This window comes from Streptomyces aureocirculatus, assembly GCF_000720475.1.
GTDB classification, from domain to species: Bacteria; Actinomycetota; Actinomycetes; order Streptomycetales; family Streptomycetaceae; genus Streptomyces; species Streptomyces aureocirculatus.
Window position 1 is genome coordinate 412,526 of the sequence record NZ_JOAP01000001.1, and the last position, 26,998, is coordinate 439,523.

General features: G+C 66.1%; 20 protein-coding genes. 11 read left to right on the plus strand and 9 right to left on the minus strand.

Annotated features, from left to right (window positions below; all coding sequences use genetic code 11):
* The first annotated feature begins 48 nt into the window (after positions 1-48).
* The 11 genes from IG78_RS0101795 (at position 49) to IG78_RS0101855 (ending at position 21,878) form a co-directional block, all read left to right on the plus strand.
* Entirely contained in the window at positions 49-591 is a 543-nt protein-coding gene (locus IG78_RS0101795; protein ID WP_030559186.1) for a hypothetical protein, read from the plus strand.
* 241 nt (positions 592-832) lie between these two features.
* Positions 833-1,216, plus strand: a complete 384-nt coding sequence (locus tag IG78_RS50950) for a hypothetical protein (RefSeq protein WP_051852280.1) — start codon at positions 833-835, stop codon at positions 1,214-1,216.
* Positions 1,217-1,241: 25 nt separating this feature from the next.
* Entirely contained in the window at positions 1,242-1,580 is a 339-nt protein-coding gene (locus tag IG78_RS0101805; RefSeq protein ID WP_225881901.1) for a hypothetical protein, read from the plus strand.
* Between the two features lie 38 nt (positions 1,581-1,618).
* Positions 1,619-2,857, plus strand: coding sequence for an ATP-grasp domain-containing protein (locus IG78_RS0101810; protein ID WP_030559189.1), 1,239 nt, complete (start codon positions 1,619-1,621; stop codon positions 2,855-2,857).
* 268 nt (positions 2,858-3,125) lie between these two features.
* Positions 3,126-6,035, plus strand: a complete 2,910-nt coding sequence (locus tag IG78_RS49990) for an AAA family ATPase (RefSeq protein ID WP_225881908.1) — start codon at positions 3,126-3,128, stop codon at positions 6,033-6,035.
* Positions 6,036-6,178: 143 nt separating this feature from the next.
* Complete coding sequence (locus IG78_RS0101825; RefSeq protein ID WP_030559191.1) at positions 6,179-8,236, plus strand: coiled-coil domain-containing protein; 2,058 nt, start codon at positions 6,179-6,181, stop codon at positions 8,234-8,236.
* Positions 8,237-8,543: 307 nt separating this feature from the next.
* Positions 8,544-13,493 (plus strand): type IV secretory system conjugative DNA transfer family protein, encoded by a 4,950-nt coding sequence (locus tag IG78_RS49995; RefSeq protein ID WP_225881902.1) that lies wholly within the window; start codon positions 8,544-8,546, stop codon positions 13,491-13,493.
* Positions 13,494-13,669: 176 nt separating this feature from the next.
* Positions 13,670-19,216: a hypothetical protein gene (locus IG78_RS0101840; RefSeq protein WP_030559192.1), complete on the plus strand. Its 5,547-nt coding sequence runs from the start codon at positions 13,670-13,672 to the stop codon at positions 19,214-19,216.
* 1 nt (position 19,217) lies between these two features.
* Positions 19,218-20,957: a hypothetical protein gene (locus IG78_RS0101845; RefSeq protein ID WP_030559193.1), complete on the plus strand. Its 1,740-nt coding sequence runs from the start codon at positions 19,218-19,220 to the stop codon at positions 20,955-20,957.
* A 41-nt stretch (positions 20,958-20,998) separates the two neighbouring features.
* Positions 20,999-21,364 carry a hypothetical protein gene (locus IG78_RS0101850; RefSeq protein WP_030559194.1) on the plus strand — a complete coding sequence of 122 codons (366 nt, stop codon included), beginning with the start codon at positions 20,999-21,001 and terminating at the stop codon, positions 21,362-21,364.
* Between the two features lie 133 nt (positions 21,365-21,497).
* Entirely contained in the window at positions 21,498-21,878 is a 381-nt protein-coding gene (locus IG78_RS0101855; RefSeq protein ID WP_030559196.1) for an HU family DNA-binding protein, read from the plus strand.
* Positions 21,879-21,968: 90 nt separating this feature from the next.
* Here IG78_RS0101855 and IG78_RS0101860 read toward each other — a convergent pair whose 3' ends face one another.
* From IG78_RS0101860 to IG78_RS0101905, 9 genes are all read right to left on the minus strand, one after another.
* A complete protein-coding gene (locus tag IG78_RS0101860; RefSeq protein ID WP_030559197.1) occupies positions 21,969-22,325 on the minus strand; it encodes a hypothetical protein in 357 nt (118 codons plus the stop codon).
* A gap of 62 nt (positions 22,326-22,387) precedes the next feature.
* Positions 22,388-22,933, minus strand: coding sequence for a hypothetical protein (locus IG78_RS0101865; protein WP_157855736.1), 546 nt, complete (start codon positions 22,931-22,933; stop codon positions 22,388-22,390).
* Complete coding sequence (locus tag IG78_RS0101870; protein WP_030559199.1) at positions 22,893-23,300, minus strand: hypothetical protein; 408 nt, start codon at positions 23,298-23,300, stop codon at positions 22,893-22,895. The genes IG78_RS0101865 and IG78_RS0101870 overlap by 41 nt, the downstream gene beginning before the upstream one ends.
* 283 nt (positions 23,301-23,583) lie before the next feature.
* Positions 23,584-23,934 (minus strand): hypothetical protein, encoded by a 351-nt coding sequence (locus tag IG78_RS0101875; protein WP_030559201.1) that lies wholly within the window; start codon positions 23,932-23,934, stop codon positions 23,584-23,586.
* A gap of 129 nt (positions 23,935-24,063) precedes the next feature.
* Positions 24,064-24,282, minus strand: a complete 219-nt coding sequence (locus IG78_RS0101880) for a hypothetical protein (protein ID WP_030559202.1) — start codon at positions 24,280-24,282, stop codon at positions 24,064-24,066.
* A gap of 328 nt (positions 24,283-24,610) precedes the next feature.
* Positions 24,611-25,036: a hypothetical protein gene (locus IG78_RS0101890; RefSeq protein WP_157855737.1), complete on the minus strand. Its 426-nt coding sequence runs from the start codon at positions 25,034-25,036 to the stop codon at positions 24,611-24,613.
* 87 nt (positions 25,037-25,123) lie between these two features.
* Positions 25,124-25,603: a hypothetical protein gene (locus IG78_RS0101895; RefSeq protein ID WP_030559206.1), complete on the minus strand. Its 480-nt coding sequence runs from the start codon at positions 25,601-25,603 to the stop codon at positions 25,124-25,126.
* 383 nt (positions 25,604-25,986) lie between these two features.
* Positions 25,987-26,295, minus strand: coding sequence for a hypothetical protein (locus tag IG78_RS0101900; protein ID WP_030559207.1), 309 nt, complete (start codon positions 26,293-26,295; stop codon positions 25,987-25,989).
* Positions 26,288-26,998 carry a hypothetical protein gene (locus IG78_RS0101905; protein ID WP_051852281.1) on the minus strand — a complete coding sequence of 237 codons (711 nt, stop codon included), beginning with the start codon at positions 26,996-26,998 and terminating at the stop codon, positions 26,288-26,290. The genes IG78_RS0101900 and IG78_RS0101905 overlap by 8 nt, the downstream gene beginning before the upstream one ends.

Genomic DNA, 26,998 nt, shown 5'->3' on the forward strand with positions numbered 1-26,998 from the left:
GCAGCCGACTTGTCAGAGGGTAGTTGGAACAAGCGGGAGGAAGAGATCATGGCAATTCTCAAGGGCAAGGGCGCGATGACCGGAGTCAACCTCATCGCGAAGGTCTACAAGAACGGCGTCACCAAGGACGGCAAGTCCCAGTACGCCGACGTCCAGCTCGACGCTCGAGATCCGCGCGGTCCGGAGCAGACGAACCTGCATCTGAAGTCCGATCGGGTTCAGGGTAAGGACGGCAAGGTCCGCTACAACAACGGCGCTCCGTACTCCACCGGCCAGATGGAGGAGATCGTCAAGGCCGCGGGTCCGAACACCGAGCCGATCCTGAACAAGGACGGCACCGAGGTCGGAACCGTCTACGGCTTCAAGGGCAACGTGATGCCCGCGACGCGCGGCACTGGCCTGGTGGTTAACACCAAATCCGTCGAGGCCTCCGAGTTCAAGGTCGACGACAAGACGCTGGACAACCAGTTCGCGTCCATGCGCGCCGCCCGCGAGGCACGGGCGGCAGCCAAGGAGTCGCAGGCCCCGGCCCCGGCCCCCGAGACCAAGCAGGAGCAGGCAGCCGAGGTCGAGGAGCCGGCAGTCGGCTGAGACCGAGACCGAGTCAAGCCTTATTCGAAAGGCCCCTGGGTGTCACGTGGGCCCCTGGATGTCACTGGCGAACTCGCCGTCGTTGCAAGCGGAATGCCTCGACGTACTCGCGGCGCCGCTCCTGTCAGGGCGAGCAGCCCTCTCCGCAGGGCTAACCCACAGACACACCGGCGCATCTCGTGTGCCGGTGGGGAGCCCGAGCAACCAGCCCGGTCATCCCTAACCCCGACTGAGCAACGACATGAACCACAGCGTGATCGGTCCCAACCTGGAATGGCCGGCCATCCGCACCGGCCAGGGTGTGGCCTACAAGAAGAAGGGGCAGCTCGACTCGGCCGGCGAGTTCTACGTGCTCTGCTCCGCCAAGAACCGCTACGGCAACCGCTGGCACTACGGCGAATCCTCGCTGGCACCACGGCGAATCCTTCTCCAGCAGCTCGTACGGCATGAAGGGCTGGGTCGCCGCCATCTGGTTCTAGCACCACCGTGCGCCGCCGACGCGACGCGCCCCCAGACCGCTCCCTCTCGGAGCGGTCTGGGGGCGATGCGCCGTGCCCTAACCACGGCCGGGCCCACCTTCAACGCCTCGACGACGCCGGTGTCCGACGTCGCGTTCATCGCCTGACCACCGACCTCTCGCCGTGTACGCGATGACCATCGCCGTCCTGATGGCTGGCGAAGGCGCGCTGACCGTCGTCCTGCGCACCCTGCGCGCCCGCCTCATCCCGGCCGCCGTCTTCGGCACCACGACCAGCGCGATGGTCACGCTGAGCGTGCTGCCGATGCCCGTGGCCGGCGCACTGGCCGCCGCCCTCCCCGCCGACGCCCTGCTCCTCACCTGCGCCGTCCTGCAGGGCGCGGCCATGACCCTCGCCTCCCGAGGCCTGTGGCACCACCGTACCTCCTACGCGCCCAGCCCCACCGCTGCCGATCCCGCGGCCGCCGGCCCCCCAACCTCTGCCACGGCCGACACGCCGCGCGCCGCCTGATCCCGGTCCAGCCCGCCCTAGTCTCCTGGGAGTTCACCGTGTCCCACCCCATGCTGCTCGTGATCGGCTCCGGCCCGCGCCCCATGCGGAGCTACCTGCTGGAGCAGACCGCGGCCCACTACCCGCAGCTGCTGATCAACGACACACCGCTGACCTGGCAGAAGCCCTACGTCATCGACCACGAGGTGGCCGATCTGAGCGACCCGATCGCGGTCAATGCCGCCGCCGCGTCGCTCGCCGTCCGCAGGCCCATCGCTGGCGTCGTGACCTGGGACGAGTACTACCTGATGACCGTCGCCCGCCTCGCCCAGAGCCTCGGCGGCCGACCCGGCAACACCCTCGCGGCCGTCGCCGCTGCCCGCGACAAGGCCACCTCCCGCCAGCGCTTCGCCGCAGCCGGCGTTCCCTCCGCCGCCTCCACCTGGGTGCACACCCTGGACGCCGCGGCCTCCGCGGCCGAACGCGTCGACTACCCGGTCGTCCTCAAACCCGCTGCCCATGCCGGCGGCATTGGTGTCGTCCGCGTCGGCACGATCACCGACCTGCCCACTGCCTGGTCCATCGCCTCCGCCGGCGCCGCCCACCAGGGCCCCGAGGGAGACGGCGTGCTCGTGGAGGAGTACCTCGACGGACCCGAGGTCTCCGTGGAGACCGTCACCCACCGCGGTGTCACCAGCGCCGTGGCCGTCACCCGCACGTCGGTCGGCTTCGACCCCTACTTCATGGAGACCGAGCACAGCGTCACTGCCGACGACCCCCTCCTGTACAAGGTCTCGCCCGTCGCCGCAGCCGCTCTGGAGGCTGTGGGCATCACCCACGGAGTCAGCCACGTTGAGATCCGCCTCACCAAGGACGGACCGAAGGTCATCGAAGTCAACGCGCGCCTGGGCGGCGATCTCATCGGCGAACTCGTGCGCCTGGCCACTGGGATCTCCCTGCCCCTGGCCTCCGCCGCTCTCGCCTGCGGCGAGATCCCCGACCTGCGCCCCACTCGGCAGCGCAGCGCCGTCATTGGCATGATCTACCCGCCGACCGCAGGTCTTGTCACCCACCGCGATCTGCTCCCTGGCAACGACCATCACCTGGAGCACTTCCAGTGGCTGTGCGACGTCGGCGACGTCGCCACGCTCACCCCGTCCAGCACCACGCCGAACAACATCCGCTGCGGCTTCGCGGTCGTCAGTGGCGACAGTGCGCATGACACCCAGCAGCACCTCGACGAGGTCCTCGGCCGTGTCGTCGTGGAGGTCACCTCCGAGGCGCAGCGCGCCGCCTGACCACGCCGCAAGGCCGGCACGGAGGGGAGCAACGAGGCCCCGCCAGCGAGCGCTTCAACCACCAGTTCGAGCAGCCAGACTCCGGAGGGCACCGAGTCCGAATACGACGGGTGAGCGACCGCGACCAGCGCACGGAACGAAAGGCCCTGGAGTGGGATCCGGGGCCTTTCGTGCTCTCCATTCAAATCCTTATCGAATGCGACTCGTGATAGAATTTTGACTGATTTTCCAGTTGAACCCTCAGTTCAGTCGAGAGGTCTTGCGCGGCATGTTCCACGAGGTACAGCTCAACGAGCGCTACCCACTCCTGTCTAAGCTCTCGGAGCCGCTGAAGAAGGCTGAGCGCGACATCGTCGGCCGTGAGCACGAGACGATGCAGCTGTTGGCCTCGATGAGCCGTCCCGAGCTGTGCAATGCGCTTCTACTGGCCGAGGCCGGAACGGGTAAGACCGCATTGGTCCAGGCCACGATGCTCGTGGATCCGGATCGCCTCTATCTCGAAGTGGACCCGGCGCGCATGATCTCCGAGGCGGGCAACGCCGAGAACATGGCCGCGATAGTCAAGGGCTTCTTCGACGAGGCCGAGGACTTCGTCAAGGACGAGAAGCATGAACTGGTGCTCTTCATCGACGAGTTCCACCAGATCATCCAGCTCTCCGACGCCGCCGTCGAGGCGATCAAGCCGGTCCTCGCGGCCTCAGGGACCCGAGGCATCAGGATCATCGCGGCGACGACCTACGAGGAGTTCCACAAGCACATCTCACCGAACCAGCCGCTCGTCGAGCGCCTGCAGCGCATCAACCTCAACCCGCCGGACCAGGCGACGACCATCAAGATCCTGCAGGGCATGGCCGAACGGTACGGCGTGGCCGACGAGTTCTACGACGACCACATCTTCTGGCAGATCTACGAGTACACCCAGCGCTACATGCCGGCCAGCGCCCAGCCGCGCAAGTCGATCCTCGTGCTCGACTCCATGGTCGGCTGGCATCGCCTGACGCACCGGCCGATGGACCGGGACCTGCTCTCGGACGTGCTCATGGAGTCCCTGAACGTGAACGTCGCATTCCGGGTCGACGGCGCAAAGATCAAGAAGCAGCTGGACGCCAAGGTGTTCAGCCAGGACTGGGCGACCAGCGCGGTGGCGCGTCGTCTGCAGTTGTCGGTGGCGGACCTCAACGACAAGGGAAAGCCAATGGCGAGCCTGCTGTTCACGGGCTCCACTGGTGTGGGGAAATTCTGCATCGACTCGACGCAGGTGCCGGTCTACTCGAGCGACGGCGAGACCACCTGGAAGCTGCACGGCGACCTGCTCCCGGGCGACAGAGTATTCGGTCGCCAAGGTCGCCCGGTCGAGGTGCTCGAACACTTCCCGCAGGGCATGCAGGACGTCTACCGGGTCACGCTCTGGGACGGCCGGACTCTCGACGTTGGCGGACCGCACTTGTGGACGGTCTACACAGCCAAGCAGCGGTCGAAGAAGCATGCGGGCAAGGACGTCGCGCCGATGGTCCTGAGCACGCAGGAAATGGTCGAGCGTGGCGTCGTGCGCACCTACCCCGGCGACTCTCGGGAAGATCTGAAGTTCTTCATCCCGGCGAACGGGCCGGTGCACTGGCCGGAGCAGGACTTCGACGTCGAACCGTACGTCTTGGGCGTCCTCATCGGTAACGGGTGCCTCACTGAGAGGCAGCTGACGCTCTCGTCTGACGAGGACGACGCCGACCACACCGTGTGGATGGTGGGCGAATGGCTGGGGTCGGCACCGAAGTCGTACGGACGCAACTACAGCTGGGTTTTCCCTGTCGGTGTTGGCCCGGTGGAGGACCGCCGCGATTCGCTGTACCAGACGAAGGACGTGCTTGCCTCGGTTCCCGATCTGATCGGTGCGCGCTCGGCGGAGCGCCGTATCCCGGAGAGGTACAAACACGGATCGGTACAGCAGCGGTGGGCTCTGGTGCGAGGCCTTTTCGACACCGACGGATCGATCGGCGCCTCGAACGGCCGCTTCAACGTCTCGTACTCGACGTTCTCCAAGGGGCTCACGGAGGACCTTAGGGAGGTGCTGTTCTCGCTCGGCGTCTCGAACACGATCAAGTCGTGGACACGCACGAAGGAGGGCGGGCGCGAATTGGTCGAGTACGGCGTGCACGTGAAGGTCGGCAACGAGGATAAGGCCCGGTTCTTCTCCCTCCCCCGCAAGCACGAGATCGCACGGCGCGCGGCCATTGAGACCTCGGGTCGTAAGCGCGTGAAGAAGTTCGACATGGTCGGCATCGCGTCGATCGAGAAGCTGCCAGAGCAGCAGAGCTCGTCGTGCATCTACGTCAACGACGAGGAGCACCTCTACCAGGCTGGTCAGTTCGTGGTCACGCACAACACGGAGCTCACGAAGCAGCTGGCACGACTGCTGTTCGGTGACGACCAGCGGCACCTGATCCGGTTCGACATGACGGAGTACGCCGAGGACTCGTCATTCGCGGCGTTCCGTTCTGAGCTCACCAAGCGCGTGTGGGCCCTCTCCCACGCTGTGCTGCTTTTCGACGAGGTCGAGAAGGCCTCGGCGATGGTGACACGCGTACTGCTGCAGGTGCTCGACGACGGCCGACTCAACGACGCCAACAACCGCGAGGTGAGCTTCCTCAACACGTACATCGTGCTGACGACGAACGCGGGCTCGGAGATCTACAAGGACATCTCGCAGTACGCGGCGGACGACACCGGGTCGGGCAAGCATCTGCTGGAGTACGAGAAGCTCATCCGTCGCTCTATCTCTTCGACGACGGGCGACAACCGGTTTCCGCCCGAGCTGCTGGGCCGTATCGACGCGATCGTGCCTTTCCAGCCGTTGTCGCTGCCGACGCAGCAAAAGATCGTGCGGAAGAAGCTGCGCCAGATGGTGCAGGAGGTGTTCGTCAAGCACAACATGCGGGTCGATGTCGATGCGAGGGTCCTGCAGTACCTCATCGAGGACAAGGGCGACACCGACTCTGATGCCGGCGGTGCGCGTGCGGCTGTGGCGAAGCTGACCGACGAGGTCACCACCGCGGTGGCGACCTTCCTCAACGAGCACCCCTCGGAGCAACGGATCCGCATCGACGTCGTCGGCGACCTGGTCAGCGACGACAAGAACCTGCTGAGTTCCGACGCCTATGTCGAGGTCAGCGCGGTGCGATGAGCCGGTTCGAGGACGGCGGGAACTAGTCGACTCATGAGTCAATAGTCCATTCATGCCCTACGATTTCCCACTGATATAGGGCGGCGATAGGATATTTATAAACTAGGTGATTTGTGTTTTATTAGCGAAGGGATCTTGTATCAATGGGCATTCTGGGGACGGCAGCGGTCAGCCAGAAGAAGGAACGGAAGAAGAAGCCCGACGAGCTTCTGGCCTCCGTGGTGAGAGAGACAGCGATCCCGGCGGCGGTCGAGCTGCTGCGGTCGAACACGCAGTTCGTCTTTCCCAGCGGTACGGCCTGGATGATGCTCGTGCTCGCAGCCGGCGAAATCGGCGGCTTGAGCAGGCGGCACGGGCGAAACGAGGCGAAGGGCTCGATCATCGAGCTCATCAGCTCCGACCAGATCCGCACGGTGGCCACGGCGGAGATGATCGAAGAGGAGGTCTTCGGCATCATCCCCACCGACGAGACTCTCGCGCGCATGGAGGAATACTCGCTGCTCACCGGTGCTACCTACGCCTGGGCCGTCGTGTGGCAGAAGTCCAGCGGTGATCTGCTCGTCGATCTGGTGAGCGATGCGACCTTCGCGCAGGCGCGCTCTGTCGCTGCAGGTACCACGAGCCTCGAAGAAGCCGTGGGCAAGAAGGCGTGGGAAGAGCACAGCGGCCTGGTCGCCGAGGCTGGAGCCACTACCCCTGCCGCTGCGGTCCTCGGAGAGGACGAGGGGGATGCGATCTTCGACGGGATCCCCGGTGTCGAGGGGGCTAACGAGGGCCTGGACGACGAGCCGCTCTTCAGCGACGTCGTCGACGAGGATGAAGGGGCGGATGCACCCATGCTCGACGAGGACGACGCGGGCACCGTCCCGGTCAAGTCGGAGCCGGACTACGACGGCGACGAGGTGGCTGGCTACGAGGGTTTCGACGAGACCGACGTCGGCTACGGCGTCGAGGGCGACTACGAGGAGGCCGGCGACATTGTGCTGCTGGCCGATCAGGCCCAGGTGCGCGACGCCATCGCCCGCCGGTTCCTTTCCGAGGAGCTGGACCTGGACGTCCGGCTCGATGAGTTCAACGCGACCTTCGCCATCGGCGCGCCGGTCGTGCAGATCGCTGTGCCCGAGGGCGCGACGGAGTGGCTCGGGGACCAGGTCGCCCAGCTCAACCGGCAGTCCAACGCAGACCTGATGCAGCTCCGTTCCGCACACGAGGATGAGCTGCGTGCGCTCTACGTCAATCTCATGTCGGCGCACACCGAGCAGGTCATCCGCGATGTGGCCACCGACCGCGCGGGCTCCCGGTACAAGCTGCTGAAGGACGCCGCCGAGGCCGAGCACCAGCAGCGGCAGACGGAGAAGGACGAGAAGATCCGGTCCCGCCGGGTGGAGATCGCCAAGGACTACGAGTCGCAGGCCTCCAAGGCGGCCCAGCAGGCGGCGCTCTCGGCGGAACTGCAGTACAAGGAGCGCAATCGCTCGAAGATGGAGCGCGAGCAGATCGACTCCGTCGCCGAGATCGAGCGGGACATCGAGGATACCCACGCCCACAACCAGCAGGAGATTCTGCGGGTCCGGCGTTCGGACGCGACGCTGAAGATGCAGACCGGGCAAACGCGGATCTTCGAGGTGCTGGCCGAACGGCAGTCGGAGTACCTGGCGGCCGAGGAAGAGCGCCTGAACCAATGGAAGTCCGAGATCCAGCGGATCGTCGATGACAACCGCAAGGCCGACATCGCCCAGTCCGAGGCGCTGGCCGAGCACCTGCGGACCACGGACGAGATCGGCGTCCTGCGCCGGGAACAGCAGGACCTCCTGGATTCGGTGCGCTCTGAGCACGCCGACCGGATCCGCCGGATGGAGGACGAGCTGGAAAGCCACCGTAAGGGCTCCATCATGCAGATGACGACGCGGGACGCCGAGTGGCAGTACAGCCTCGACCTGGAGAAGGCGCAGACCAAATCCCAGATGGCGCGGGTCACCGACCTGCTCAAGCAGCTGTCCACGATCGAGGATTCAGTGGCCAAGCGGTATGAGGTGCGCCTGACGGAGATGCAGGCCGAGAAGGAGTTCTACGCCAACGAGCTGGCTCGGGCCTCCAAGATGCAGAGCAGCTCGGACAAGATCCTCGTGGTCATGATCGTAACGCTCTTGCTCCTGTTGGGTGTGGTCGTGTTCATCGTCGGGGTGGTCTTGACCCGTTGAGCGGAACGGTCATGAGCGACGGAGTGATCTGACGGCGCATGGGGCGCGTTCCCCATTCACCGTCGTCGTCTGCGCAGGCAGGCGCACTGGACAGCAGGACAGCAGAGCGAGCGAGGCTCGAGAGCAAGGGATCACGATGGCCACGAACAGGCGGAAGGCAACGCGGCCGAAGGCGAGCAGCTGGGACAAGATTTCGGCGCGGACGCCGGGCGAGACGCTGACGAACCGAGACGTCTACGACAGCCAGCAGCTGGACCGCAGCACATTCGGGACCCTGAGGTCGACCAGACCGGGCATCGTCGCCGCGGTGATTGCCGGTGTGCTGGCGGCGATCGTCGCCTGGGTCTTGTACTCGCTCATCGCCGCGGCGGTGCTGTCGGCGGGCACGTCCGTGGGTTCGGGTGCGCCCCGCAGCGGCGAGCCGAGCGCATACTACGTCCAGGACACCACGACGGGTGCGGGCGGCTCGGTCGTGACGTGTTACCGGCCGCTGACCAAGGACGGCAACCCGGACGTGAAAGCGAAGTGCTACACCAGCACTGAGGCTGTTCCGGTCCCCAGCTGGTACACCGCGGCGAAGGACGGCAAGCCCAGCGCCGAGAAGCCGGCTGAGCCCAAGAAGAGCGCGACGACGGTCGGCGGGCAGCTGGCCGACGTCTCGGGGGGCAAGCTCTTCATCACGCTCGGCTCGGGTCTGATGGTCGCCCTCATCATCGGTACGTGGTTCTCGCGAAAGGTCGCCGCGGCGAACCTGATGAACACCACGAGCGACATCAACCAGTACCAGAACGACCAGCACATCTCCCTGCCGGAAGAGATCCAGCAGAACTACGACTGGTTCCCCGACGCCGGTGCTCACTCGAGCGTGCAGGTCAGCTCGATGCTCAGCCACATGATGCTCAAGAAGAAGGGCCTGGGCACCGTTGAGGTCGCCCAGCGCGCCACGAAGGACGTCGTCGATGAGGAGGGGAACCTCGTCTACTACGCCGGCGAGGTCATGGACGACGACGAGGGCGATCCGCTGACGCAGACCCTGCCGATCATCGACGAAGGCTTCGGCGACGAGCTGTTCGAGGCATCTGGGCTCCCCGATGACAAGACGCTGCGACAGAAGTACGACACGGCACGGATCCCGTACAACCCTGACGGCAAGGACCGGGACAAGCTCGGCTTCGGATCGGACACGTACAAGACCGTCGCTGACCTGATCAAGAAGGACTGGGAGTTCCCGGCGTACGAGGTCCAGCGCCCGGCCGGGGCGTATGTGGTCGATACCGCGCCGGTGAACACCATGGTGCTAGCCATCACCCGCGCCGGTAAGGGCCAGACGTACATCGAGCCGATCATCGACATGTGGTCGCGGGAGAAGAAGCCCTCGAACATGGTCATCAACGACCCCAAGGGCGAGTTGTTGGTGAAGAACTACGTGCCCCTGGTCACACGCGGGTTCGAGCCGGTGCAGTTCAACCTGATCAACTCCATGAAGACCGACATCTACAACCCCCTGGGACTGGCGGCCGACGCGGCGCGTGAGGGCAACTTCACCAAGTGCGCGCTGTACGTGGAGAACATCGCCGGGATCTTCTTTCCGCTCGACGGCGGCGAGGACCCGGTCTGGCCCAACGCCGCCAACAACGCCTTCAAGCGCGCGGCCTACGGACTCATCGACTTCTATCTGGAGGAGGAGCGGGAGCTGCGCAGCGCCGCAGCCGTGCTGAATATGGACCCGGCGCTGCTGGAGCAGAAGCTCGATGACCTCTGGGGCAAGGCCACGCTCTACAACTGCTACCAGCTCTTCGTGCAGATGAGCTCGAAGAAGATCAAGAACCCTGAGGCCGAGCTGGAGAAGCGGGTCAAGGCCGGCGAGTTTGAGAACAACGAGGACGCCCTGGCCGAGGAGCAGGAGAAGGCTGCGGCCCAGGCCTTCATGTGGGAGGGCAAGGCCGATCAGGACATGCTCAGCCTGTACTTCAACGCGAGCGAGGAGCTGCCCCGCAACAACATGCGCACGCTGGTGGGCAACGCCCACAATGCGCTGCGCTCGATGGCCGGGGCGGAGAAGATGCTGGCCTCGGTGTACGGAATCGCGATCACCGCCATGTCGTTCTTCACCGACCCCACGATCTCGACGCTGACCTCGGGCAAGCCCTCGCAGAACACCGACCTGGCCGGCCTGAGCTTCCCGCGTCGCCTCGGCGTGCGCTTCGCGCCGAACTACGTCAAGCGCGACCACCTCGTCGGTCAGCAAGCCGTGTGGTCGGCCTACGTGGACCCGATGTTCACCGAGAACCTGGGTGAGGACTTCGAGCACGAGGAGATCGTCGGCCGCGAGGGTTGGGCCCGGTACAACTTCAAGGGCAAGTTCCCCGGCGACGAGGCCTGGCTCAAGCTGGAGCTGGTCAACCCGCAGACGAAGATGCTGGTGCGCACCTTCTACTTCAGCTTCACGAAGAACTACCAGGTCTCGCTCAACGGCCGGCACTACGTGGTCGAGCCGGTGACGGGCAATAAGATCGTGAAGAACGGCGTGATGCGTGAGCTGAAGCCGGTGCGTGAGGGCGGCACCCGGGACGGGAAGATCCTGTCCTTCCAGCCCGGGGACACGCTCTACCCGGACACGCGACTCGACTTCTCCGGCGTCGGCAACCCGGAGAAGGTCTCATACCAGGCACGGGCGATCACGCAGACGCTGTCGCGCTACTCGGAGTCCCCGAAGGCGCTGTTCCTGGTGACTCCACCTCACCTGATGAAGTACGCGAAGCTGATCCTGATCCTGGTCAAGCAGCTGTTCGACGTGAGCGCCGACCAGGCGTACATGACGAAGTCGAACCAGAAGCCGCTCTACCGCACGCGGTTCATGCTCGACGAACTCGGCAACCTCCAGTCCGAGGGCAAAGGCATCGACGGCTTCGAGACGATGCTCTCCATCGGCCTGGGCCAGGAGCAGCAGTTCACGCTCATCCTGCAGACGCTGCAGCAGCTGCGCGACGTCTACGGCGAGAGCGTCGACAAGATCGTGCAGGGCAATGCTGCCCCGCTTCACTCTCTCATCGCCGTCCCTACTGGATGGAAGCGCATGGGCGACATCAAGGTCGGCGACGAGGTGCTCACGCCGTTCGGCACGGTCACCACGGTGACGGGGGTCTATCCGCGAGGTGTTCGCCCGGTCTACCGGTTCACCCTGCGTGACGGCTCTTCGGCCGAGTCGTGCAACGAGCATCTGTGGCCGATTGAGCGCTGGAAGTCCAGCGTGAAGTATCTGGCAGGGAAGAGCGAGGACGGCACGAGGGCGTACGTCGGCGGCAATGACGGCAAGACCGCCGAGCGTGTCACCGAGATCGTCACCACCGACGAGCTGAAGTCGCGCGTCGACAAGGGTCGTCAGGTCGACCTGCCTCGAATCATGCCGGTGGCATACCCGGAGGCCGATCTTCCGATCGCCCCATACGTTCTGGGTGCTCTCATCGGGGACGGGCATATCGGCAAGGCTGGTTTCTCCTTGCTCTCGTGCAATGACGAGGAGATCGTGGAGGAGATTCGTCGTCGCGGACATACGGTCTCGGAGTACAAGGTCAAGGACGGACACTGCTCGACGTACAGCGTCCTTGGAGTCAGCAAGCACCTGCGCGAGCTCGGCATCGCGGGTAAGCGCTCGTGGGAGAAGTCGATCCCGGCGGCTTACCTGTTCGGTTCGGTGCAGCAGCGGACCGACCTGCTGCGCGGTCTCATGGACACCGACGGCACGATCAGCCGCAAGGGCGAGATGGAGTTCACCTCCGCGAGCCGCGAGCTGGCTGAGGACGTCCAGAAGCTCGTGCGCTCCTTGGGCGGTCGTGTGGCGATCAACGTCAAGACGAACGTCAAGTACACCTCGCCGAACCAGCCGGGGCCGAAGGAGGCCAGGGACGCCTACCGCGTGCAGAACATCCGGCTGCCCGAGATCAACCCCTTCCTGCTCTCACGCAAGACGGAGCGCTGGCGCGACCGTACACGCGGATTCAACCGTGTCGTCAGCGTCGAATACGTGCGAGACGAGGAGGTGCAGTGCATCCAGGTCGCCGACGAGCGGCATCTCTACCTCACCGACGACTTCATCCCAACGCACAACACCTCGAACATCGTCTTCTTGAAGTCCACGGATGATTCGATGATCGAGACGCTGGAGAAGATGAGCGGCAAGACGCACCGGTCGTACCGTGACAGCAAGCAGATCAGCCAGGATCTCGACAAGGTCATCGGCGGCAAGACCGAGGGCCGGGTCTCCTACACGATGAACACCAAGGAAGAGCCGCTGATCAGCTACAACGACATGGCATTCCTCTCGCCGCGCAACTCGATCGTCTTCCGAGCCGGCGACGCGCCGATCTGGAACCGCAACCAGACAATCCTGCCGATGTCGTTCCGGCTGCTGGGCAACACGATCAAGCACCCGGGGCACACGTACTCGCTGCAGACGATCCCGACGCTGTCCAGTGCCATGGACTTCGACGTGCGGATGAACCAGCCGGACTTCGTGAAGATGCTGGAGAAGCGCATGCGGCAGGCAGTCAAGGCCGCAGACGCGAAGGCGCAGTACAAGGAGATCTACGGCTACCAGGAGGTCGACATCGAGCGCCTGGATCCCGATGTCTACGCCGACGAGGTCATGGAGGTCATCACGACGATGACCACGGTCGACGAGGGCCAGGACCCCAACGCTCCGGTGGTCGTCGACCCCGACGCGTACGAGGGGATGAGCATGTTCGACGAGGACCAGTTCATCGAGAACGTCGAGGTCGGGGTTGCGGTCGCCGAGAGTCAGGCGGTCAGCTTCGAGCGCCAGCGTCTGCTCTACGCCGAGGGGACGATCAGCAAGGAGATGCTGGTCAACCCCGACGGCTCGGCGAAGGTCAAGAGCCTGGACATCGAGATCGGTGAGGCCTACAAGTCGGCGCAGACCGAGTTGGAACAGGATCGCGAGCACTTCTCGGTCGGCAGCGACGGCGAGCTGCGCAGCGCCGACGGGTCTCAGACGTACATCAGCCAGATCCGCTCGGACGCGTACGCCCATGCGGCCCGCCGGATCAACGGCCATGTGAACGAAGAGGACTCGCGGTTGTTCGCGGAGGGGGACGTCACCGAGGAGGACCTGAAGTCGCTGGCGACGGTGAAGGTCCACGCGGCCTTCTACCAGTACCTGGCCTTACTGCCGAGCTGGGAGGTGCTGGCCGACGGCCGGTTCGACCGGGCCATGGCCATCGAGATGAACGCGAAGTAGCCGGCAGCCACCTGGGGCCAGCCAAGGATCACGACCAGTGCCGAGGTCGTCTCTCGACTAAGAGAGGCGACCTCGGCACTGGTCTTTCCTAATGACTTCTCACTCCCTTTCAATAAGCAAGGTAGCCTCTATGTGTACTTATGTAATCCCGAGCTTCCACAGGAGGCTGACTAGCCATGAAGAAGGCGCACGGACTGCGCAGGTACTTCTACGAGTACGTCTACTACAAGGCAGTCGAGCAGGCCCGGGAGCAGACCGGACAGGTCATTCCGGTCTCCCAGGCCAAGGTGATCCGCGCCCGGGTCGACGAGATCCTGGGCCAGCGTGGCACCGCGCTGGCCGACCCGCGGCTGGGCGTCACGGACTGCCTCACCGTCATCGACCAGGCGTTCGCGGAGAAGGTGTCCGACTACGAGCCGCAGTTCGGTGACCATTCCCCGCAGAACGAGCGCTACCAGCAGTCGCAGCGGGAGTTCACCCGTGCCACCGGCGTCGGTGCCCCGGCCGACCCGAAGTCGGCCCGGCTGCCGATCAGCCCCTATGACCCCGGCTGGTCCGAACGCGCGACCGTGAAGCGCGCCGGGACCGCGCTGGTATACCTGCCGGACGAGACGATCGGACGCGTGGCCGGCGGCGAGGTGGAGACCCTGGCCGATCCCCGGCGCGGAAACATGGTGCTCTGGCGCATCGACGACGAGGGCAAGCCGTTCGAGGCCGGCCGAGCGATGACGAACGATGACGCCGCTGGACTCACCGCGCTGATGGACAAGATGAGCCAGCAGGAGTACGACCAGGTCCGCGAGTGGGTCATCGACGGCGGCCGGGATCCCCAGATGAACCGTGTCGACCGCAACCGCTTCATGTCCCGGCGCGCCGTGGCACGCTCGGCAGCACTGCTCGAAGAGCTGAAGGCCCAGGGCGTGTCCTACAAGGTGATGCGCGACCGCGAGCCGGGGCAGATCAAGGCGAAGATCGCCGGGACCGGCATGGAGATCCGTCTCACCGACACGCGCCAGGAGGAGTACGCCGGAGCCCGGATCTATGACAACGGCACCGTGCTGCGCTACTCGACGAACTACCGGGTCCCCGGCGGCATGGCGGTCTACTCCCCCTCACCGGCGGAGGCCGTTCATCTGCTGCGCTTCGCCCAGGGCCACCGCATCGAGCGCAGCGATCTGCCGGGGCACGCCGCCGGCGAGACCGGCACGACGCACCAGGAGCGCGGCCGTGGCCGCACGGTGGTGGAGGTGCCCGACAGCTACCATGTCGACCGGGAGTCGATGTTCGTGGTCGGCGACTACGCGGCCCCCGGCGAATCCGGTCCCCGGCCCGGGGCGAAGGTGATGCTGCGCCGGGACGCGAAGAACCGCTCCCTGCCGACCTTCTTCGTCGACGCCAAGCCCGCTGAGGCCTACGCGAAGGCCGCCGTCGAGAGCGCGCGGGAGAATCTGCAGGCAGTTCTTGGCGTCGAAGACCTGATTGCCCGCGCGGAGGCCGAGCTAGAGCGAACGGGCGGACATCTGGATGCGATCGAGCCGCCGGAGTACTCGGCTGACTCTGAGGTCGCTGCGATCCAGCGCTCCTACTGGGACGTGCTCACTGGCGCGCACAGCGATCTGCTGCGCCCGGGTGCGACCGACGAGATGTACCAGGACCGGCTGGAAGAGATCGGCGAGTTGCAGGCCGAGGAGGTGCCCGAGATGGGCAACCTCGTCTACGGCGGCACCGCTGTCGAGAAGGTCCGGCAGCACGCCGAGGACGTCCCCTTCGAGCTCATCGGGACCTGGGAGGCGGAGCCTCACGACGTCGACGGCGAGTGGGTCGATCAGCGCTTCAACCCGGACCGGGTGGCGCGGTACATGACCAGCCCCACCGGGCAGTGGTCGAACCTCGACAACCTCGCCTCGGCGCTGCGCCGTTGCGGGATCTCCCCCGACGAGATGATGGGCTCGACTTTCCAGACGACCCGGTTCAAGGACCGGCTCGTCCGCTTCAACGCCGAGCGCTCCGTGCCGATCGCCGATCACGAATCTGCGTTCATGCGGCGCATCGGGGCCACCGTGCGCGAGAGCATCGAGCGCAACGCGGCCACGGTCTCCGAGATCCTGGTCGACGAGCAGGGCGTCATCCGCTGGAACGGCGAGAAGCTGCGCCGTGACGGCAAGGGGGTTCCGATCTCGGGTGAGATCGGCCAGGTCTTCGACGTCGGCGAGTACGGCGAGATCACCACCGCCTTCGCCAGCGGGGAGAACGCTCTGATCGTGCCGGGCTACGAGGCCACGATCACGGCCCAGACTCCGGGCGAGGCTCCGGCCTCGGTCGAGGAACGCACGCGCCTGCGCGGCTACGAGCAGCTCATGCACGAGCGCATCCAGTACCAGATCGCCGGTGACCTCATCGCCGGGCGCAGCGAGACCGGCGAGCCCTCCTCGCTCAATACGGTCTACTCGCAGCTGTACGGCACGAAGCACCCGATCGACTTCATCGAGCGCGCCACCACGTACCACGTCGACGAGTCCAGCGGCGAAACCAAGGAGCACCTGGACGAGTGGACGGCCGCGATCCTGCAGACCGAGGCGCGCCGTGTGCGCTACTCCAACGACATCAAGGCCGGCTCGACGATCTACGCCGAGTACCGGGCCCAGCGCGACCGAACTGACCCGGCTGACGACAACCGTTTCGACGCCTGGCGGCTCACCGGCGGGCGGAACATGACGGTGCTCACCGGCAAGGACCGGAACAACGCCGCTGCGCCCAGCGGCTACTTCGACCCGGTGATGACCGGAGGCGCGACCAACCAGGGCATCGTGCGGTACCTGACCACTCAGGCCCAGGTCGACGCCGTCGGCCGGATCGTGCCGGGCGACGGGAGCGTGGCCGGACAGCGTGCGCCGCTCATGACTCTCCCCGAGCTCGAGACGCTGCGGTACGACCCGTTCGACCGCCAGCAGATGACGGCCTCGACGATCATGCAGTCCTCGGAGGTCACCCATCCCACGGGTACGGCGCTGATGTCCTTCGGCGGCTGGACGGCCGACGACCCGATCGTGGTCAGCGCCGAGTTCGCATCTGAGCATCAAATCCGCGGTGCCGGCGGACATCTGCGCGACCTGGTCGTCGGCGACAAGATCAGCGACCTGCACGGCAACAAGGGCGTGATCTCGCTGGTAGTCGACCGGGAGATGCGGCCGAACGCGGCACGCGAGAAAGGCATCGAGCAGGAGGTGGCCTGGTTCCGAGCCAATGCAGATCTCGACGTAGTCATGAGCCCGTTCAGTCTCATTTCCCGGCGCAACGCCGGCTCGGCGCGCGAGCTGATGAACGGACGGGTGGCGGGCTTGTTCTCCCCTGACGGCGAGTACAAGCGCGGCGTTCTCGGCGAGATGCGCTTTGTCGTCACGCACATGGCGGTGGACGAGAAGACGAAGATCTACGACGACGAGCAGGTGCGTGCTGGCAAGGGCCGCAAAGCGTCCTCGCAGCTGGCCTGGGCGCTGCAGTCTCAGGACTGCCCGGCGATCATGCGCGAGTTCTACGGCCACAACAGCGGGGCCGAGTCGAACCTGCGTGAGTACCTGCTGGTGACCGGCATGGATATGGAGGCTGACGGCACGCTGCGGGTGGTCGGCCAGGCCGAGGGCCTCGACGAGCGCCCCGAGCGCCGGTTCATCCCGATGCCCGAGCTGCTGCGCACTCAGCCGCGCAAGGAGGGCCAGCTCCCGGGGCTGAACACCACGGCGATGCGCAAGTCCTTCGGCGGTCTCATCGGCGACCGCGGCGGCGACATGGAGATCCCGTTCCCGCTCATGTATCCGACCGGTGAGCAGACCGAGACGGTGAGCGCGAGCTCGTGGAAGCTGCCGGTGATGTCCTCGCATCTGCGCAGTGGCCAGGAGTTCGAGGACGGGTCCTCTGTCACGCACGACTACACCCGCAGTTACCAGGACGTCTTCGTGGAGGCCTGCCGCTACCGCTACATGGCCGAGCATCTGGACGGCCAGGGTCTGTCCGCGGAGAAGCGTGCCGAGGTGCGTCGCGGCATGAGCGAGTCGGTCTCGCGCGCTCAGCGCGCCTTCGAGGCGATCACGACCAACGTGCAGAACCGGGTGTTCACGGGCAAGAATAACATCTTCAAGACCGGGCTGATGGCCTCGCGGCTGACCGACTCGGCGACGATGGTGTGGACTGCGGACCCGCGGCTGGACGTCGACCAGGTTGCGCTGAGCTCGGTCAAGGCCGAGCAGCTGGGGCTGGCCGAGGGTGACCACGCGCTGGTGTGGCGTGACCCGGTGCTCCGTGACGCCGGCGTGCGTTACATGCGGGTCGCGATCGACGACCGGCTCACCGGTGCCGCGATCAACCCGGTGATGGACGCCTGCTTCGACGGCGACTTCGACGGCGACGCGGTCGCCGTGGTGAAGCTGCACAGCGAGGCCGCCAAGGGGGAAGCCCTGGCGAAGCTCTCGGTGCCGGCCAACCTGCTGGACACCGGCGTGGTCAAGGGCGACGGCTCGCACCCGCTGGCCATGCAGGTCTCGCTGGACACCCAGGTCGCGCTCTCCAAGGACACTGCTCTGGCTGAGGAACTGGAGAGTTCGCGCAGCGAGGCGAACCGGCTCCGGCTGCAAGCGCTCACGGGCGCGGAGTCGCCTGAGGACATCAAGCTCGCCCAGCAGGTCGTGACGGAGGAGTTGAGCGCGCTGTACCGCCAGGCGCAGCGTGGCGAGTTCGGCGCGGCACTGACGTTCTCGGACCGCGAGGCGCACCTGCAGAGCGTGCGCGAGGTCTGCGTCGAGACCGGTGCCAAGGGCAGCGAGAAGAAGCTCACCGACTACGCCCGGAACCTGGGCGATGCGCAGGGCACGCCCGGCATCACGCAGGCCGACCAGGAAGCCTCGATGTTCGCCACGGCGATCAAGGCTCACGGCACCGGCCTGGGCGGCTCGTTCAGCCAGCGTGCCGTGCGCGCGCTGCGCGGCGAGGACCTCAAGGCCGTCCTGGAGGTCACCTACCCGGTGACCCAGTCGATCCTGCAGGCCAAGCACGACGCCGCCGAGGCCCGGCACAAGTACGCGATGCTCCAGGGCCCCGGCCGCGAGCTCTGGAGGGGCCGCAGCATCGAACACGTCGGCCCCGGTCAGTGGCGCACGGCATTCCTCGACGGTGAGCCCGTCCAGGCCACGGCCGAGGAGTGGGAGAAGCAGTTCATCGAGTTCTACGAGTCCAAGGAGGGCTTCGGCGTCACGGTCAACCCGGACTACGTGGCCCGCGTGGCCAGTTCGCTGGAGGACCCGAAAACCGGGCTCATCCGCAACCTCGAAGAGGATCCGTCGCTGGCCGGCACCGTGATGGACCGGATGGCCTACGGCGGTGGCTTCGAGGCGCTCGTGCAGGCGGCCAAGAACCGCGAGAGCGTCTACGACGGCGAGAAGAACGAGCAGTTCGCGTCCTCGGGGACCCGGAAGGCCCGGGCGGAGATGTCCCGGCAGCTCGATCAGCTGGGCTCCACCGAGGCGCAGGGCCAGGACAGCGCAGCGATCGCCGTCGACGACTCGGTGGTCAAGCACGACGTGATCTCTCACGACGCGGGGGCCTCCCGTACCCGCAACTCGCACCGCCGTTCTGTGCATGCCGTGGGCGTGGGCACGTCGCGCCCGGTCTACACGCCGAGCATCGAAATCGATCAGCCGCAGGGCGACGATGACTACGGGATGGGGTACTGAGATGGCACAGCACAAGGAACCGGGAACGGGCCCTGCGGGCCGCCCGCGAGCGACCAAAAAGCTTCCCGTTGACGACGATCGGCAGCAGGCGAACGAGCCTCAGGGCACCGCGTATGCCTACTGGGACTCGCGCTCGAACGAGCCGATCGACGCCGAGGTGATCGACGAGCCGGGACCGGAGGACGCAGACGGTTCGCGCGCCTGGCGCGAGCGGCTCCGGGTCCGCGCCCGCGGTTTCTTCGGCGCGAAGACACAGGATCGGATGGCCGACCGCGAGCGCGTGCACGGGATCGACGTCGACCGGGCCGGGGACGAGACCGAGGGCCTGGACCAGCGCGAGCAGCTGCTCAAGCTCCGGGCGGAGACGCGGCTGGCCGGCGAGAAGTACATGGCCTCGCTGCGTGACTCGAAGCTGCTGGTGCCCGGCTTCAACGACGAGGAACGGACGCAGGAGCTCGGCGTCATGCACCACGTCTACATGCAGATGATGGTGCAGTCGTGTCTCAAGCCGCTTTCGCGCGGGGTGAATGCTAACTCGATCATCCAGGCCGTCGGCATGGTGATGACGATGCGGATGCTTGCCCCGGACTTCAAGACGCAGATGGACAGCTACCTCCAGCCCTTCAAGGACAAGATCCAGGAACGCATCGACACCAGGACCCGCGGCATGATCGCCTCTGCCGAGAGCGGCATCGCGCACCGGCAGAGGATCTTCAAGGACGTGCCGAGCGACGCCCGGCACGAGCGCCTCATCGGCAGCACCGATCCGCGTGACCACCTGACGAAGAAGTGGCGCAAGCGCTTCGACGCCATGCAGCACCGTGAGCGCGGCCACCGGGAGATGTTCACCCCGGACTCGGCAGCCATGACCGAGGTCGCGCTCACGGAGAACGCCTTCTGGAAGATGCGTGAGCCGGGCGCGGACGCCGGCCTGATCCGCGACAGCTACCGGGCGATGCGCAAGCGGCTGCACGAGCAGATGCGCGAAGACGGTCTGGAGCGCCAGGAGGTCGTCCAGCGCGCGCGAATGATCATCGGCGCGCGGATGGAGTACGAGCCCGAGCTGCGCACGATGTTCAACGGCGTGGCCCACGGCCGGATCGTCAAGGCTCCCGCGCACGAGGAGCGGATCGCAGGCTCCGACCGGGTCCGCACGGTCTGGAGCGGGGAGTTCGACGACCAGCTGGGTCAGCGTCTGCCCGAGGACGGGATGTTCACGCTGCGCCGGCCCATGGATGCGGACGCCCACCAGGTCCAGCTCGCCGAGACGATGAAGACCTCGCTGCTCGACGCGCTGGGCCGCGGCGACCAAGAGGGCTACGGGGGCAACATGCTCGGCTACCTGGTCGGCTTCGCGGCACAGAAGCAGGGCCTGGACACCAGCGGACTGCCCGACACGCTCCAGCACCGCCTGGACCAGTCCGAGGTGATGATCGCGAGCATGGACATCGACGGCCTGCCGCCCGAGGAGCAGCAGCGGGTCTACTCCAACGCTTACGTCGACGCGATGGAGGCGGTGAACGAGAAGTACCCGGATCTTGAGGCCGAGCTGAAGCGGAGCCTCGGGGAGAACTGGCAGCAGACGCTGCAGACGGCGGTCGACGACCCGGGTTCCTTCTTCGAGGAGCAGCGGCTCAAGCCGCGGGCGCGCCCTACGGGTCCGTCGGCCGAGCAGGAGGCCGGCCCGCAGAACGACGGCCCGAACGCTGAGGCCGATACCGAGAACTACCAGCCCGCCTGAGGGCGATCCGAGAACACGAACAAGGAGCAGGAGGAAGGGTCATGGACCAGGAACAGGCTGAGGGACAGCAGACCAGGTTCGGATCGCGTTTCGCGCGGATGTTCGGCTATGTCACGCCGGAGGACAGGAGCCGATGGGAGCAGATGCGGGCGCAGAACAAGCCGAACGTCAACGCGATCAAGCAGGGCACGAAATCATTGCTGGGCTCGATGATGGAGTTCGGGGAGCGCAACATCGGCGCGAAGCTCGATGCGGCCCACCGTGTGGCGGCGCAGCAGCGGTTCGAGGAGTCCCACGACAAGGTCGTGAACCAGCGCCGCAATCCGAACACGCGGAACATCATCGAGTCGGTCGACTACGAGCCCAAGGATGGCCGGGAGGAGATCGAGCCGGATCTGGAGCTCTAGCCGAATGGGTCACGACAAGCGTAGCGAGCGGCACTCGATGAGCATGTCTCTTCTTCTCGACTCGTAGCTTTCTTCGATAGACTGGTCTCTAAGTGAAACCGCGGCATGAAGGACGACAGGACAGGGTGTGGGTATGGAGACGACGACGAATCCGCGGGTCAGTAAGCGCGAGTTCATCTCTCGGGTCGCGACTCGCAGCGGGTTGCCGGTCCGAGTGGTGAACAAGGTGTACGAGTCGCTGCTCGGTGAACTCACGGGCGCGGTCATCTGCGGGGAGACGGTCGTGCTCACGAGCTTCGGCCGCTTCTACCGACAGGACCACAAGGGCCACAAAGTGCGCTTCGGCAAGAGCAGCGTCGACGACTACGTGGTGCTGAAGTTCTCCGCGTCGAGCACCTTCAACCGCCGGCTCGGGGGCAACGAGGATGAGATATCACCGGAGACCTACGGGATGATCGATGCCGACGAGTTCGAGAACATCGTTGAGGATCGTGAGCTACGGGCCGCATCGTAGGCAACAAGGAGCCAGCGGAAAAAGAGAACCCCCGTGATGCACAGGCATCAGGGGGGTTCTTTCGTGGTGGGACGAGCCCAGTTGAGAGGCTCAGCCGTCGGCAACAGCGAAGATCAGCACGAGCACAATGACCGGGACGATGAGCACGCCAGCCCCGGCGAGAAGGTGCTCCCACCTCAGCGGCGAGTTGATCCAGCCCATGAAGTCGTTCCACAGGCCGGCGCCGGTGCTCGCGATCGCGACGAAGAAACCGGTGCCCCATCCGATGATGACCGCCAGACTGACGCCGCCGATCAGACCGAGAACGATGATGGCACGAGCTTGAACATCGTCCTGAACATGACGCCCCGTCCTACTTCCGGTCCTCAAGGGCAGGTAGTACAGCCCTATGTGCGGGATGACGAAGGCCGCCAGCGCGATCCAGGCCCGCCCCGGGTCCTCGATCACCCAGCCGATGAAGTCTTCTACGAGAAGCCATCAATGGCCAGCAGGAATAGCGGGATTACAGGTCACTCGAACTGGAGGTCAGGCTCGCTCATGGATGGCGTTTCGAAGCTGCTGATCGAGCGCTTTCGGGGTCGTGAGGGACTCGCGATCGGCTCGCGCTGCGCGGCCAGCTCGGCGAGAGTGAAGCCCACAGGGCGACCGAGGCGCTGGCCCGCCATGTAGTAGGCCTGCCCGTTCGCGCGTTCACCCAGGGCGAAGATCTCGCGGGTGACGGGCTCACCCGGGCACTGGGGCGCGCGCTCCCGCCAGACGATCCGGTGCGAGGGCTTCGCATTCGGATCCGCGCCGACGTACGTGGTCTCGCAATCAGAGAGGTCGGGATAACTGGGCATGTATTCCAGCGGGTGCGTGCTCGGCGCGCCCTGCTGGATCCGGCCCATCTGGTTGAGGGCCACGCGCAGGAGCCGGTCCTCCGGTCCATGAGGGTGCATCACCGCGGCGTCGTGGAGCGTCTGGAGGTCCTGTTTGAGACCGGTTGTCGGCAGGAGCCGGATGGCAGGCTGACGCTCACTCATCACGCTTTTCCTGCTGGGCAGCACGATGCTCATCGGCCCACTGCTGACCGAGCGGGCCGAGGCTCTCGGCGAGCTCCTCGATGGTCATGCCCGCCTCGCCGGAGGCATCGGGCTCCTGGATGCGGCGGGAGAGCTCGGCCTGGAAAGGAGCCTCAGCGTGGACGTGGGCCGCGTGGTCGTACTTCATGAGGCGCACGAACGCGGCGAAAGGGATGATCGCGGCCTCGGGCTTGTTGTCGTCGCCGAAGATCAGCGGCGTGATCTCGCCGTGGCGATAACGGTTCAGCATCGTGCCGAGGTCCTCGCGCCTGAGCCGGTCGGTCGGGACGACATTGACGGAGAACTTCGGGAGCTCGGCGCCGAGAGTGCCGTTGTCGTGAGCATTGCTGTTGTGAGTCATAGCTTCATCCTAATCAGTCGGGAATGACTTGTCATCGACTCGCATACGACCGTTCTCGCCGAGTCAATAAGGGCATTAAATGGTCGATCATCCCGCCGTTGAGAGGTGGTGCGGTTAGGAGAAAGAAGAGACCCGCGCCCCAGTGCCGCGTGGTGCGGAGCCGGGGCGCGGGCCTTGGTGGATGGACGGTCGTGATTTCAGAAGTTCCCCTCGTCGACTTGCAGGCAAACGAGGCCGGTGAGCGCCACAGGGCCACCGGATGCGGTGATGACGCGTGTGCGGGTCAGCGGGTGGTGTGCCGGGTGATCGCGATGCGGATCGCGGTGATCAGGCGGGCGGTGTCCTCGGCAAGGTCCGGAATCCCGGCGGGATAGAAGGCGTCACCGGGGAGGTCACCGGCGTAGCCGTCGGGGTAGCAGACGGCGTGCCATCCGGCGTGCTCTGCGGGCGGGTACGCGAGTTCGCTCTCGTGGGCGCCGCTGGCGGTCACCTGGATGACTCCCCCGCCGGTGCCGAAGGGAAGCTCGACGTAGTCGCTGGCCCTGTCGCCGTCCTCGACGGCGGTCCATCCTGCTTCCTGCAGGGCGTTGAGCAGGTAGGCGCCCGCGGAGGATGCAGGGTCGGTAACGGTCACGATGTCTCCTTCAGGTCCATAGTGGGTTGAGCAGGTGCGACCTTGCGTGTGGGCTGGGCAAGCCCCGCAACACGCAGCACCCGGGCGGCGGGAGCCGAGAGCGGGGGCGAGTGTGGATGAGGCGCGGGCTTACGGCGCTGTGTGGGCAGGTTGCGTATCGTTGCCGGTGACGGCGCGGATGGAAGCGGCGGCCAGCTCGGCGGGCGCTTGCAGTCCGTCACCGGCACAGGCCCCTTCGAGGTAGACCCCCGCGTCGCAGTCGAGCACCCGCTTCGGCAGCTCCGTATCCTCGAAGAAGTCGTCGGTGGAGCCCCAGAACTCGGTGACCAGGTCGCCTTCCTCGTCCACGAGGAACGTGAACTTCGCCGCGCGCGGGCCAGAGAGCCTGCCGGTCGTGCCCCAACTGTCGGACTGGGCGCTCCATCTGCCTCCGAAGGTGGGCGGTGGTGCGGGCGATGTCGGACACGCTGAACGGGTACTCCGTGCCCGGCGTCGGGACGTACGGTTCGCTCCCTGCCGGGAGCACGGCACCGACGGCAAGGGAAGCGTCGGTCTGGAAGGGGGTCCAGAAGAGGAAGGTGGTCTCACAGAGAGCGGTCGAGGCCCAGTCGGCGTCCGGGTGATTGCTGTGCACGAACCCGAAGACGCGCCGTCCCGACTCGGCCGGGGCGGGCGGCTACTGCTGGATCGCCGCCCAGTCGATTCGGGGTGCACCACCCGCGAGTTGGCGGAGCGCGGCAAGCACGGTGCTTGCCGCGGTGCAGGAGGCGAAGAGCCGTCCGACGTCGTTGCCGGTCAGGTGCCGTTCCCCCTTGGCGACGCCCCGGACTGGCAGGGCATGGTTGCCGGGCTTGTGGGCGACGGTGTGGGTGGCGCGGCTGCCGTGGGAGTCGGACGGGCCGTGGACGACTTCGAGGGTGTGGCCGGTTAAGTGGGCGGCGTATCCGGCGACGCACAGGGTCGTCCTGGACAGGGGCCGGTGCTGCCGAGCGGAGTGTCCGGGCGGAGCAGGCTGGTTCAGCGGAGCCAAGCGGCCGTGTCGTAGTGGCTGGGACGAGTGACGATTGCGGTCCGGATACGGGGCGAGTTCAGCGTTGGGCATGCTGGAGTTCCCTCTCACTGGGTGGGGTGCGCCGACACTGCCCCACGGGGGCCAGCCGCGCACCGCCGGCTCACAAGGCGCCTTCGGTCACAACGAGCTGCTCCGGGTGGCGTTGGATGGCTGGACGCCCTTCAGCACGGCAAGTTCCCGCTGTACCGCGGTCAACTTGGCCAGATACTCCGCGGCCTGCGTCTTCCAGTCCGCTGGCGCGTCCGGCCGCAGGATGACCCGGCCGGTCATGAGGCGGTCCCAGCCATCCAGCGCGTACTCCAGGTCCCGGATACGAGCCCGCAGTCCGTCCGGGTCACGGTCCTGCCGTAGTTCGGCCACCTCATCCTGGAGACGGCGTACGTCGCCAGCAGTGCTCAGCTTCTGGCGTTCCTTGCCCTTGTCGAAGCCGCGGCCAAAGGCGGCACGGCGTTCCGCGCGGGGGCACTCCTGGATCCACGGCGCCAGGTGCGCGGCCGCGTCCCGGTGTTCCTGGGCGCGTTCGGGATCTTCCTGCTCGAGCTCGGCCAGGGGCCGGTAGTCGTACTGACGGGCCATCTGGTCGGCCAGGCGCTCCATTTGGGATGGCAGGGTGATGTCGTCCTCGGTGGGATGGCCGGTGACAAGGCGATCCGGTCTGCCTTCTGCTGGAGGGACTCCGGGGGCCGCTCGGCGTTGACCGGGTCGTCCGGCAGGCTGTCCAGCAATTCCTGCCTCCTCTGTTCCCCTATCAAGGCTCCTCCACGCTGTCATTGATGCGTTCGACGGAGAGACCGGGCAGTTGAGGGATCTCGGTGAACGTGGTTGATCGGCCGGAGTTGAGGCGGACCCTGCTCCCGCGGTCGGGAAGGGACGAGCCCGGTGCGGCGGGGCGGGGTCTCTGCGCGCAACTCAGGCCGTGTACGGCGTCGTGGTCGTGAGTGCGTTCATGGCTGGTGTCCCTCCGTATCGAGGCTGGTGCTTCAGTCGGCTCCTGGAGCAGGGCCAGAGAACTCGCGCACGACGGAGACCAGGAGCGGCACGAGGGTGTCGAACGGGTCAGCTGCCTGCTGTTTCCCGTGTGGAGAGGCACTGTGGAAGAGAGCAACAGGTTCCTCCGGCAGGGTTCCGGACTCGCCGCACTTGGGGCACGCCCAGGTCCAGCCGACGACGGGAGCGTGGACGATCTGGCCGTCCTGGATGATCCAGTCGAAGCGGTCGGCCAGCCTGTGCTCGTCGGAGGTGAAGAAATCGGCGTCGAACAGTTCGTCGGGCACGGTGAGTTCAGGCATCGGTGGGCTCCTCTCGGCTGGTAGCGGGTCCCGGCAGCGCAGGGGCATCGAAAGACGAGGCTTCGATGGAGGGCTCGGTACCCGTCAGTCGGACGACCTCCAGGACGTGGGCCTCGATATCGGCGCGGGCCTGTGCGACGACCTGCTCGCCGGCTTCCACGAGTGAGTCGACGGCGAACTGGGCGTTGCTGCCTGCAACGGCGACGGCGTTCTCCAGTGCGTTGAGTGCTTCCTTGGTGGCCCTCACTCCCTTCTTCTCGTGGATCGCCTCGTGCAATGCCGCCGTGGCGGCCTTGACGCGGGCGTACATCCGGTCGGTGACCTCGCGAACCTCTCGCAGGTTCTCGGCGGTGCGGGGCTGATGAGGGATCGCGGGTACGAAGGCGTTGTGCTCGGTACGCCGGATGGTCACCGGGACGCCGCTGCCGAGCCCCATGGAGGACACGAGCGAGCCCCACTGCGCGAGGCTCATCTCGATCTCCACGAGCTCTCGGCCCGGATGGACCCAGTCGTGGTTAAGGTCGCGCTTGCGTACGGCCTCGTGGACGGAGAGCGAGACGGTCTCGTTGTGGAGCAGGTCGGACTGGAACAGCGAACGGCCTGATTCATGCCTGCGCGTCACGACCGCGACGCCGAAGGCGGGGTGGATCTCACCGCCGTGCTCCGCGTCGATCGCTGGGTCCTGGTTTTGACGGTGGCTCAT